We start from the raw sequence: 11,756 nt of genomic DNA, 5'->3' as shown, positions 1-11,756 counted from the left end.
CCGATCACCGGCCGTACGCGACTGTTCCCGTACGCGACTGTTCCAGGAACGTGCCGCGCCGGGTCAGCGACCGGCGGCGAGCTCCGAGAAGATCTCCACCAGTTCGGGCCGGTCGAACGGGCCGACATGGGGGGCCGCGACGCTTCGCACGTCGGTGGGGTTGTCCGGGGTGAGGCGGTCGGCCTCCTCGATGAACCGGTCCTGCAACGCGGGCGGGATCAGCCGGTCGAGGGTGAAACGCACGTAGGTCCGGGGAATCCGGCCCCAGGTGTGTGCCTCGCCCCGGGCCTCGGCCAGCGGGATGCCGGCGGTCTCGTCCGGCTCCAGCACGCCGAGCAGCCGCCGTACCCCCTCGTCGGTGAAGTCCCCGGCGAGGGTGTCCTTGACGGCGTGGAACACCGCCGGGTCGGCCGAGCGCCAGTTGAGCCGGGTCACCCCCAGGACCGCCGGATCGGCGACCACGGTCGCGGCGATCCGGGGGAGCAGGCTGTCGCCGTTCTCCGGCGTCTCGAGGTAGGCGGCCATGTTCGGCAGGTCCACGCAGCAGTACGCCGCGACGTAGACGACCCGCTCGAGCAGTTCGGGGACGGCGTTGCCGACCCTGCTCACGGTGACGCCGCCCTGGCTCATGCCCGCCAGGATCACGGGCCCGTGGCGGCGGGCGCGGCGCACCACGTCCACCACGCGCTCGACGTAGTCGTCGATGGTGATCTCGGCGAGCGGTGACGGTTCGGTCGCCAGCTCCTCGAGGTCCTGCGGGGCCTGGTACGAACGGGGATAGAACGCCTCGGCGCCGTGTCCCGGAAGGTCGACGGCCACGCACCGGTGCCCGCGCAGGGTGAGCTCGGCGGTCAGCCCGGAGGCCCAGGCCGACGAGGAGTGGGTGCCGTGGACGAGCACCAGGGTCGCCGGTCGCCGGTCGGCGTCGCGGTTCGTTGTCATCGACGTTCTTCCTTCTGTTCGTCGGACGGGTGATGTGCGGGGTGACGGTCAACGACGCGGCGGGCGCCACATCGGCCACAGGGGCGGGCTGTCCGCCACGCGAACCGGCTCGCCGAGGTCCTCGAATCCGTGCCGCAGGTAGAGGGCGCGGCTCCGGGGCGAGCTCGCCTCCAGATACGCGGCGAGCCCGTCGGCGTCCGCTCGCTCCAGCCGGTGCCGCAACATCGCCGAGCCGAGCCCGGCGCCCCGCCGCCCGCCGACCACCCCCATGCACGGGAGGTAGAGGTGCGGTTCGCGATCGGGGTGGCGCCGGGCCAGCGCCCGGCCCAGGACCGCCAGACGTGCCCCGTCCTCACCGGAGGCCGTCTCCCGGCCCGCCTCGGGCGCGTCCGGGTGCTCCTGGTAGGGCGTCCGGCCCGCGGCCGGCGTCAGCCATACCGCGGCGCCCTCGCGACGGCCGGCCAGGTAGGCCTCGGCGGTGGGATGGGCGAGCAGGGAGCGGTAATGGCGCACCTGGAGAGGGCCGCGCCTGCCCGCCTCGGGGAAGAGCCAGCGGACAAGGGGATCGTCCGTGAACGCCTCGGTCAGGACGTCCATCACCGCCTGCCGGTCCGTGTCATCCGCCCGTCGCACTGATGCATACGGTGTATCGACTGTCATGGGTACAGCGTATTGAGACAGCCTGGAAAACGGTCATTTTTCGAGTATTCAGCGCGTTGAAGTGAACTGGTACGGAGAGATTGAACTAGTACACTTTTGGCGAGTGGCCACCTCACCAGGAGATCGGGGACTTTTCCATGCCGTCGTCGACGCAGCGAGCGGAACCGCCGTACCGGCAGATCGTCGCGGAGATCCGTGCCCGGATCCTGGCCGGAGACCTGCGGCCAGGAGACCGGGTGCCCTCGGTCCGGGAGATCGCCCGGCGATGGGGTGTCGCGGTCGCGACCGCGACCAGGGTGATGGCCACCCTCCGCGACGACGGGCTGGTCGAGACGAGGGTCGGCGCCGGCACGGTGGTCGGCGCCCTCACGGGCCGGAAGCAGCCGGTCGGTGTGACCCCTCCCCCGAGACCACGGCGGGCCGGCGTTCCCAAGCGGGCACTGGACCGGAAGCGGACTCTCCGCACCGCCGTGGCGATCGCCGACGCCGAGGGACTCGACGCCGTGTCCATGCGGCGGCTCGCGGCCGAGTTCGGTGTCGGCCCGATGTCGCTGTACCGGCACGTTTCGAGCAAGGAGGAACTGGTGACGCAGATGACCGACGAGGTCTTCGGCGAACCGGAGCTTCCCGTCCCGGGGCCGGACGGCTGGCGGGCCAAGCTCGAACTGATCTCCCGCCTGCAGTGGGAGCTGTGCCGGCGACACCTCTGGCTGCCCAGGGCCGTCTCGCTCGTCCGCCCGTCGCTGGCGCCCAACGTGATGAGGCACACCGAGTGGACCCTGCGCGCGCTCGACGGGCTCGCACTGCCCATGACGACACGGATCCGCGAGGCGCTCACGCTGCCCGCACTGGTCCTCAGCGTCGCGCTGTCCATGGCGGACGAGGCCGAGGCCGAGCAGGAGACCGGTGTGACGCTCGACCGGTGGTGGCTGGCACAGCGGGAGCGGGCCGACGAGCTCCTCGGCTCCGGACGATTCCCGCTGCTGGCCACGCTCACCGGGGAGGAGGTGCCGGACGTGGACGGATTGTTCGAGTACAGCCTCGCGCGCCACCTCGACGGGTTCGCCGCCCTGGTGGAACGGACGCGCCCGTAGTCCCGTCTTCGGATCAGGCGGCTCCCAGCAGGGCGATGACGGACAGGGTGCCCAGGGACAGGACGCTGGAGACGAGGATGGCGTCGCGGGGCAGGTCGGTGGGGCGGCCGTACTCGGCGGCGTACACATAGGTGTTCTGCGCGGTGGGGAGCCCGGCGAACAGGACGGCAGCGAAGAGCGCCGGGCCGTCGAGGTGCAGCAGGAAGCGCCCGACGAGGAAGGCCACCAGCGGCTGGAGCAGCAGCTTGAACATCACCGCCGGTGCCGTCCTGCGCCAGGAGACGGCGGAGCCGTTCAGGGACATGCCCAGCGAGAAGAGCGCCAGGGGCACCGCGGCGCCGCCGAGGATCTCCAGTGGCCTCAGCGCGAGGTCGGGCGGCCGCAGGCCGAGGGCCGACACGCCCAGGCCGAGGAACGAGGCGATCACGATCGGCGTCCGCAGCGGGGCGAGGAAGGACGCGCGCCCGGCCCCGAGGCCGAGGAAGATCAGCGGGGAGACCATCAGGACCTGGAAGATCAGGACCGACACCACGAACGTCGCGTCGTTCAGGACGTACAGGCCGACGGGGATGCCGAGGTTGCCGGCGTTGACGTAGGACGACGACATCGCGGCGAGCACCCGTTCGGGCAGCCCGCCGCGGAACAGCGCGAGCGCGAGCAGGCCGACGGCGAAGGTGCTGATCGCGAAGGCGAGCAGCGGGCCGGGCTGGATCCGGTCGAGCGGGGTACGGCTGAGCGTGGTGAACAGCACCGCGGGCATCGCGACGGTGAACGCGAACCGCGTCAGCGCCTGCCGGGCCTGGTCGCTCGCCCACTCGAACCGGGCGGCCAGCCAGCCGAGGGCGCCGATACACCATATGGGGATAAATGCCGCGATAACCGACTGCACCCGGCATACCGTAGCCGGGCCCTCGCGCGGGGCCGGGAGCCCGGCCCCGACCGGCACGGCTTTCCGGGCCGCGCCGGTCTGGGCCGGCCCGAGGTCAGCGCCAGGAGTCGGTGCGGGTCGCGGTGCCGCCGGAGGGGGTGGTGAAGAAGCGGTTGGGATCGCTCTCCCAGGTCACCGAGCCGTCGGAGTTCTTCTTGATGTACTTGTACTGGATCGCCGTGCCGGACGGCAGGTTCACCGTGGCCCTCCAGACCGGGTACGCGGCCGACGACAGGGCGACGGCGTTCGCCGGGTTCCAGGAGCCGAGCTGGGCGACGTCGCCGACGACGAAGACGTTCTGGCCCCAGTTCGTGGTCACGGTGGCGTTGAACGTGGTGGCGACCTGGCCGGGGTTGACCGTCGGGGTCGGGCTGGGGCCGGGGCCCGAGGCGCCGGTGTGGACGGCGACCGCGCCCCTGGCCGGGACGGTCACCGAGGCCGAGCCGCCCGAGCCGACGGTCACCGAGCCGCTCCCCGCGACGTTGGCGTAGGTCCCGGCGGGCAGGCCGGTCGCGAAGGTGCGGGTGACGGCGCCGCCCTCGTTGTTGATCGCGACCCAGCCCTTGGCGCCCCGGCTGAAGGCGATCACGTTGTTGCCGTTGTCGTACCAGTTGCCGACCGAGGTGCCCTGCACGGCGCGGTTGAAGCCGATCATGCCGTTCATCTGGCGGTGGAAGCAGGTCCACCGGCCGTTGCCGCAGTCGGCGTCGGTGGCGAAGCCCCCGCCGGCCGAGGGCGGGCCGGCCTCGGCGTCGCTCCAGGTGAACCCGGAGTAGACCCTCGGCGTGCCGTACGGCCAGGCGAGCATGAAGACGTTGGCCAGCCGGTAGGCGTCGCCGTACTTGTAGTTCATGGTCGAGCCGTTGCGCTCGGTGTCGTGGTTGTCGACGAACACCACGGCCTTGTCGCCGGGCACCGACAGGCCCCAGCTCTGCCCGAAGGACTGCAGGTTCCTGATCTGGCCGCCGTTGAACTGCTCCTTGAGCTTGCGCCCGTACACGAACTCGTGCACGTCGCCGACGCCGGTGTACTGGCTCGGGCTGATCGCCTCGCCGTCGCCCTGGATGACCTCCTGGTGGATGTACGGCGAGCCGGTGAGCTTGCCCTTGATCGCGGCCAGGTCACCGGGGTTGATGTGCTTGGCGGCGTCGACGCGGAAGCCGTCCACGCCCAGGGAGGTCAGCTTGTTGAGGTAGCCCGCGATCTGGGTGCGGACGTACTCGGAGCCGGTGTCGAGGTCGGCCAGGCCGACCAGCTCGCAGTTCTGCACCCGCCGGCCGTCGTTGACGTAGTCGGAGCCGTTGATCCCGCAGGTGGGGGAGTGGAAGTCGGCGGCGGAGTAGAGGCCGGGGTAGTCGTACTTGCCGAAGGTGTAGCCGCCGTAGCTGGTGCTGCCCTGGCCGGTCATGTGGTTGATCACGGCGTCGGCGTGGACCTTGAGCCCGGCGGAGTGGCAGGCGTTCACCATCTTCCTGAACGCGTTCTCGTCGCCGAACTTGCTGGTGAGGGTGTAGCGGGCGGGCTGGTAGACGTCCCACCAGACCGCGCCGCCCCGCGACATCGAGTCGCTGGGCGGGGAGACCTGCACGGCGGCGTACCCGGCCGGGCCGAGGACGTCGACGCACTCCCTGGCGACGGAGTTCCAGTTCCAGTTCCACAGCTTCACGATCGGGCCGGGGGTGGGCGGCGCGGCCTGCGCCGGGGCGCTGAGCGCGCCGGGCACCAGCGTGGCGGCGCCTGCCAGAGCGCTTAACGCCGTGGCAATGACGACTCTGTAGGGTTTCACGGTGGGGGGCCTCCAGGATCGATGGACGGGTTCCCTGGCCGGGCCGGGTGCTGCAACACCTGGCCCGGCCGTCTTTCCGGGGTGTGCGGGGTCAGGGTTGGACGAAGCCTTTCCGGGGTGTGCGGGGTCAGGGCTGGACGAAGACGGCGACCGTGCGGGCCGGGACCGTCAGCGTGCCCGTGGCGGAGTCGAACGCCGACCGCTTCACGACGGCGTCGTCGCCGGCCGCCTGGACGGGGTGGAGCGTCACCTGGGCGCCCTTCAGCGCGGCGACGGTCTGCGGCCGTGCCTCGGGAGTGGCGTTGAAGACGACGGTGACCGACTTCCAGCGCGGGTCGATCCCGGTGGCGTCCAGGTGCATGGTCACGACACCCGGGGTCTCCGAGGCGCCGCCGACAGGGAAGGTGACGCGCCTCTGCACCTCGGCCAGGGTGGCGAGGCCGAAGACCGGCGAGGAGGAGCGGATCCTCAGCAGCTCCCCGTACCGGGCGCGGGCCGCGCCGATCGCAGCGCAGTCCGGCTTCAGCGCCGGGTCGCCGAGCAGCGGCCTGGCGTACTGCCACTTGTCCTCGTTGTCGGGCTTCGGGGGGAGCCCGGCGCCGAAGCCGTTGCCCGCCGAGCAGTCCCACAGCAATCGGTTGAACCAGTCGCCCGAGTCGTAGGAGTTGCGGTCGAGCGACTTGGACCGCAGCCGCTCGCTGCCCGCGTGGATGAACGAGGTGCCCTGCCCGAGGACGGCTGTGGCCAGCGAGAGCGACTGCATGCGCACCCGGTCGGCCATCGCGGTCGCCGGGGGCAGCTTGTACGCCAGCGCGTCGAACAGTGTCTCGTTGTCGTGGGCGTCCACGTAGGTGACGATCTCGCCCGGCGCGGCGGCGTACCCGGCGGGGGAGCCGTTGTAGCTCACCTGCGAGCCCTTGACCTGCTCGCCGCCGGAGGCGGTGAAGGTGTAGTCACGGAGGTTGCCGGCGAGCCCGACCTTGATCAGGTCGTGGTAGTTCAGCAGCCGGGACCTCTGCTGCGCCTCGTCGCCGTTGGCCGGTGAGCCGTTGGGCGCCCCGGCGAGCCCCGAGCCGAAGCCCTGCACGCGGGGGTCGGCGTCGAACGGGCCGCCGCCGCGCACCGCGTCGCGCAGCCGGTCGCTGAAGGTGCCGATCCCGGTGCCCGCCATGTTGGCCTGGGTGGCCTGCTCGAAGCGGGCGTCGTCGGCCACCTCGCCGAAGTTCCAGCCCTCCCCGTACAGGATGATCGACTTTCCGTCGACGCCGTCGCGGGCGACGGTGAGCCTGTCGAGGGCCGCGCGGACCGCGACCATGTTCGCCTTCGGGTGGTGGCCCATCAGGTCGAACCTGAAGCCGTCCACCTTGTACTCGCGGGCCCAGGTGACGACGGAGTCGACGACGAGCCTGCCCATCATGGCGTGCTCGGGCGCGGTGTTGGCGCAGCAGGTGGAGGTGGCCACCGTGCCGTCGTCGAGCAGCCGGTGGTAGTAGCCGGGCACGATGCGGTCGAGCACCGAGGCGGGGTCCTGGCCGGCGGCGTGGGTGTGGTTGTAGACCACGTCCATCACCACCCGCAGCCCTGCCTTGTTCAGGCCGCCGACCATGCCGCGGAACTCCCTGATCCGCGACGACCCGTCGGGGTCGGCGGCGTAGGAGCCCTCGGGCACGGTGTAGTGCAGCGGGTCGTAGCCCCAGTTGAAGGAGTCCTTCGCCGCCGTCCTCGCGACGCAGGCCTGCTGCTCCTCGGAGTCGGGGGGCATCGAGGCGAGGTCGCAGTCGGGCTCGGTCCGGTCGGCCTTCTTCTCCGGGACGGTCGCCATGTCGAAGACGGGCAGCAGGTGCACGTGGGTGAGCCCGTCCTTCGCCAGCCCGCGCAGCTCCCCCATCCCCGCCGAGTCGCCGGTGAACGCGGCGTACGTGCCGCGCTTCGCCGCCGGGACGGTCGTGTCGGAGGCGGAGAAGTCGCGCACGTGCAGCTCGTAGATCGACGCCTTCTGCTGGGGGACGGCCCTGGGCTTGGCCAGGGAGGACCAGCCGTCGGGCCGCAGCGCCCGGTCGGACAGGTCGGCGAGCTGGCTGCGGCCCGAGTCCGCCGACAGCGACAGGCTGTACGGGTCGGTCACCTCGTTGACGACGACCTTGCCCTCGCCCGGCGCGTAGACCGTCACCAGGAAGGTGTAGTAGCGGTCCTTCCAGTCGCGCTGTCCCCGCACCGACCAGACGCCGGTGTCGTCGTCGCGGCGCATGGGGTGGACGGTACGGCCGCCGCCGGAGGAGTTCCGGTAGAGGGCGAGCTCGACCTTGCCCGCGGTCGGCGCCCAGACCGACAGCCTGGGCGTGCCGCCGCTCCAGGAGGGCCCGAGCTCGGCGGTCGCCGCCTTGGGGTACAGGTCGTCGAGCAGGCCGGGGAACTGCACGCCGGTGGCGGCGAGCAGCGCGCCCGAGGCGTCGCGCTCGACGGCCACGACCTGGCCGCGGGTGGCCTCCCGCACCAGGTCGGCGTCGCGCGGGTCGACGGTGAACGCGGCGTGTCCGGCCAGGTGCGGCCACTTCGCCTTCTGCGCCTCGGCCAGCGCGCCGGGCGCGAGGCGGATCAGCCTGAGGTCGCCGGTCAGGTCGTCTCCGGAGTAGGTGATGCCGCCCTTGGCGGAGAAGGCGAGGGAGTAGCGGTTCGCGGCGACGGGGTCGATCTTCCAGGCGACGGTGGCGCGGTCGATCCAGTGCGCCGACGACTTCGACAGGTCGGCGTCGGACCCCCGCGCCGAGGGCTGGGGCAGCAGGTAGCCCTCGGTGGCCGCGACCCGCCACGCCTCGTGGCCGGTCGCGGTCAGGTCCAGCGACTGGTTGTCGGGCAGGTCCTTGGTGTCGCCCTTGTGGATGATGTAGTTCACGGTCTTGGCCCCCTCGGTCAGGGGGACGCGGAAGTGAACGCCGAACCCGTCCTCGCCCGCGGGCTGGAGCGGCGCGCCCCACTCGGTGGGATTCGCCACGTCGCCCCACAGATGAAGTCCCCAGCCGTCGTAATTCCCGTCCGGCCGGTGGTAATGCAGGATCGCGACGTTCTCGGCCGCCGCCCGGGTCGGATGGGCCTTCGCCACGCCCGAGGCGACGTAGGCGTCGGGCTGCAGTGCCGGGGTGAACGACTGGTCGGGCCCGGGGTCCTTGGTGTCGCCCTTGTGCACGATGAAGTTCGCCGGAAGGGAGGCGTCCTTCAGCGGCACCTTCCAGAACGCGCCGTAGGAGTCGACGCCGTCCGGCGGGCGCGGCGCGGCCCAGTCGGTGGGCACCCCGTCGGCGAGCCCGTCGCCCCACAGGTGCAGCCCCCAGCCGTCGTAGTCCTTGTCCGGGCGGCTGTAGTGGACGGTTCCGTATCCCTGGGCCGCCGCGCGGGACAGGTGCGTCTCGGGTTTCCCCTTCGCGAGCCAGACCTCGCCGTTCCTGGCGGGGTTCACGATCCGGTCGCCGCCGTCCTTCTCCTCGCCCTTGTGGGCGATGATCCCGACGCTGGTGGCGCCCGGCTTGAGCCTGATCCAGGCGAAGCGGCCGTAGGAGTCCTCGCCGGTCAGCGGGAGCGGGGTGGCCCACTCGGTCGGGTTCTCCACGTCGCCCCAGACGTGCAGGCCCCAGCCGTCGTAGTCGGCGGCGTCCTGGCGCTGGTAGTGCACGACCAGCCAGTCGCGCTTGACCGCGCCCGGCTCCTCGGGGGCGGGCTCGGCGCCGACGGTCGCCTGCGCGGACGCCGAGGCGAACCGGCCCGCGGAGTCCTTCACCACGGCCTTGTACGAGACCTTCGTGCCCGCCGCGATGCCGCGCAGGTCGTGGAAGACCCTGAACGTCCTTGAAACGGAGCCTGAGGGGGCGTCGTCGGTGCCGATCGCCCTCCAGGCGCCGTCACCGACCTTGGCGGCGAAGGTGACCTGGTCGAAGCCGGTGCCCGGCACGGTCGCGACGACCGGGATCCGGCCGTCCTCGGCGGTGCCCCTGATCTCGGTCCCCGGCAGGGCGATCGAGACGGCCGGTGCGGCGGCCGGTGCCTTGAGCCTGGCCGGCGCCTTGTAGACCACCGCCGACAGGGCGGGGACGGTGAGCGCCAGCTTGGTGTCCGCGCCGGTGGTGAGCGTGGCGGCGCCCTCGCCGTACACCTTCGTGAAGGCGGCGCCCGCCGAGAAGGTGGGCACGCTCGCGGTCGCGGGCTGTTCGGCGTTGTTGACCGCGACCAGATACTCGACCTGCCGGGTGGCGTCGATCCTGGAGAAGGCGTAGACGCCGCCGGAGACCAGCCGCTCGATCTGGGCGCCGTCGGCGAGGGCCGGGTGGGCGTCGCGCAGCGCGGCGAGGGCGGAGATGCCCCGGTAGAGCGGGTGGGAGGGGACGAAGTTGTCCCTGGCGTGGGTGGAGTCGGTGCCGATCAGGTCGTCGCTCAGGTAGCTCTCCGTCTTGGATGCGAACATGGACGCGCGGGCGTCCTGGTCGCCGCCCTTGCCGGTGAAGCCCTGCTCGTCGCCGTAATAGACGACCGGCTGGCCCCGGGTGAGGTACATCAGCTCGTGGGCGAGGAGGTCCCTGCGCAGCAGCTCGGAGTCGGGGGCGCCGGGGTTGTCCTGGGCGACGAAGCGGCCGATGCGGCCCATGTCGTGGTTGCCGAGGAAGGTCGGCAGCGACGAGGCGTTGCCGTCGGCGTCGGTGTGGTGGTCGTCGCCCGCGTACAGCCGGGCGAGCCTGGAGGCGTCCGCCGTGCCGCCGGCGAAGGAGCGGGCGGCCTCCTGGAACGGGAAGTCCAGGGTGGCGTTCATGGCGCCCCGGGTGGAGTAGCGGCTGGTGAAGGCGGGCTCGCCGGAGTAGACCTCGCCGAACATGAAGAACCGCTTGTTGCCCCGCTGGGCCGCGTAGCCGCGCAGCGCCGGGGAGAACTTCTCCCAGAACTCCATGTTCACGTGCTTGGCGGTGTCGATGCGGAAGCCGTCGAGGCCGGTGTCGCGCACCCACGTCCGGTAGATGTCGGTCATCCCCTTGACGACCTCGGGACGCTCGGTCCACAGGTCGTCGAGGCCGAAGAAGTCGCCGTACTCGTCGTTCTCGCCGCCGCTGAAGGTGGAGTCGCCCCGGTTGTGGTACATCGTCGGGTCGTTCAGCCAGGACGGGGTCTTGGCGTTCCTCGGCGCGACCGGCGTGTACGGGAACGAGCCGGTGTCCACCTTCGGGAAGGTGTCCTTGCCCGCGAAGTCGCGGTCGTCGAACGGCACGCCCTTGGTGTCGACGTACGGGTAGGCGCCCTTGGAGCGATACGAGTACGTCTTCTCCGTGTAGTCGACCACGTCGGCCGTGTGGTTGGTGATGATGTCGAAGAAGACCTTCATCCCGCGCCGGTGGGCCTCGCGCACCAGCTCCTTCATCTGGGCGTTGGTGCCCAGGTGCGGGTCGATCCTGGTGAAGTCGGTGATCCAGTAGCCGTGGTACCCGGCCGAGACGTTCGCGCCGGTGCCCTGCACGGGGCGGTTCACGAAGGCCGGGGTGATCCAGATCGCGGTGCTGCCCAGGTTCTCGACGTAGTCGAGTTTGCCGAGCAGGCCCTTGAGGTCGCCGCCCTGGTAGAAGCCCTTGTGCGTGGGGTCGAAGCCGGTGGCGAGCCGGTCGCCCGACAGGCCGCCCCGGTCGTTGCCGGTGTCGCCGTTGGCGAACCGGTCGGTCATCGCGAAGTAGAAGCGCTCGCGGCTCAGGTCGGCGCGGAGCGCGTCGCGGGCGAGGTCCCGGTCGGAGGGCTCGGCGGTGCGGCTGAGCGCCGACACCACGGGACCGGACGCGGAGGGCGCCGTGGAGGCCGGCACGGAGCTCGTGGAGGCCGGGACCGGTGCTGAGAGGGGCGCGGGGGAGGTGGACGCGGCGGCGGGGAGCGGGGTGGCGGCGAGGGGGGTGGCGATCAGGGTCGCCGCGAGCGCGGCCCCCGTCAGGAAGGTCGTTCTCGCGCGCCGTGGGGGGAGCGGCCAGACCACGGAGGGCCTCCACGGGAGTTGTTTCGAGGGTATTGCCCGGAAGTTACTCATTGGGAATGGTCTGTGCAATCCCTTGCGGCAATTTTCTGAATCCCGGCAATTCGCGGTCGTCCGGAAGGGGGCCCAATCGGCTGCCCAAAACGTACAAACGATGATTTTTCATCACTAAGAGGGCGATATGGCTGCTCGCCGGTCGAGGGAGATGGCGGTGCGGCTCTCCGGCTTTGAGGGGCTTTGTAACGACTTTGCAGACTCTTGCAGAAACTTCTTCCAATGAGGTTCACGTCGGCGTAACGTCCGGCGTACTCCAGACCCGGCCGGACGGCTCTTCGGTCCCGGCCGCCCCCTGAACAC

Annotated in this window: 6 protein-coding genes; 1 reads left to right on the top strand and 5 read right to left on the bottom strand. The window is 71.3% G+C overall.

Going from position 1 to position 11,756, the window contains the following annotated elements; all coding sequences use genetic code 11:
• Window positions 1–63: 63 nt before the first annotated feature.
• A complete protein-coding gene (locus AB0F88_RS15290) occupies window positions 64–942 on the bottom strand; it encodes an alpha/beta hydrolase (protein WP_362682986.1) in 879 nt (292 codons plus the stop codon).
• Window positions 943–990: 48 nt separating this feature from the next.
• Window positions 991–1,602 (bottom strand): GNAT family N-acetyltransferase, encoded by a 612-nt coding sequence (locus AB0F88_RS15285; protein ID WP_362682983.1) that lies wholly within the window; start codon window positions 1,600–1,602, stop codon window positions 991–993.
• 137 nt (window positions 1,603–1,739) lie between these two features.
• Here AB0F88_RS15285 and AB0F88_RS15280 point away from each other — a divergent pair, with 137 nt between their 5' ends.
• Window positions 1,740–2,696 carry a GntR family transcriptional regulator gene (locus AB0F88_RS15280; protein WP_362682980.1) on the top strand — a complete coding sequence of 319 codons (957 nt, stop codon included), beginning with the start codon at window positions 1,740–1,742 and terminating at the stop codon, window positions 2,694–2,696.
• A gap of 13 nt (window positions 2,697–2,709) precedes the next feature.
• Here the strand turns inward: AB0F88_RS15280 and AB0F88_RS15275 are convergent, their stop codons facing one another.
• The 3 genes from AB0F88_RS15275 to pulA all read right to left on the bottom strand — a co-directional run bounded on the left by AB0F88_RS15275 (window position 2,710) and on the right by pulA (window position 11,402).
• Entirely contained in the window at window positions 2,710–3,585 is an 876-nt protein-coding gene (locus tag AB0F88_RS15275) for an AEC family transporter (RefSeq protein ID WP_362682977.1), read from the bottom strand.
• A 94-nt stretch (window positions 3,586–3,679) separates the two neighbouring features.
• On the bottom strand, window positions 3,680–5,410 hold the full coding sequence (locus AB0F88_RS15270) for a carbohydrate-binding module family 20 domain-containing protein (RefSeq protein WP_362682974.1): 1,731 nt from the start codon (window positions 5,408–5,410) through the stop codon (window positions 3,680–3,682).
• 127 nt (window positions 5,411–5,537) lie between these two features.
• On the bottom strand, window positions 5,538–11,402 hold the full coding sequence (gene pulA, locus AB0F88_RS15265; protein WP_362682971.1) for a pullulanase-type alpha-1,6-glucosidase: 5,865 nt from the start codon (window positions 11,400–11,402) through the stop codon (window positions 5,538–5,540).
• Window positions 11,403–11,756 lie beyond the last annotated feature (354 nt).

The organism is Streptosporangium sp. NPDC023963 (genome assembly GCF_040639135.1).
GTDB lineage: Bacteria > Actinomycetota > Actinomycetes > Streptosporangiales > Streptosporangiaceae > Streptosporangium.
The sequence above is the reverse complement of the archived record's forward strand: the minus strand, read 5'-3'. Positions and strand labels throughout refer to the sequence as shown.

What these genes read in the sequence shown, in the direction of transcription:
- AB0F88_RS15290 (WP_362682986.1), bottom strand. Translation starts at nt 942, where the DNA reads ATGACAACGAACCGCGACGCCGACCGGCGACCGGCGACCCTGGTGCTC.
- AB0F88_RS15285 (WP_362682983.1), bottom strand. Translation starts at nt 1,602, where the DNA reads ATGACAGTCGATACACCGTATGCATCAGTGCGACGGGCGGATGACACG.
- AB0F88_RS15280 (WP_362682980.1), top strand. Translation starts at nt 1,740, where the DNA reads ATGCCGTCGTCGACGCAGCGAGCGGAACCGCCGTACCGGCAGATCGTC.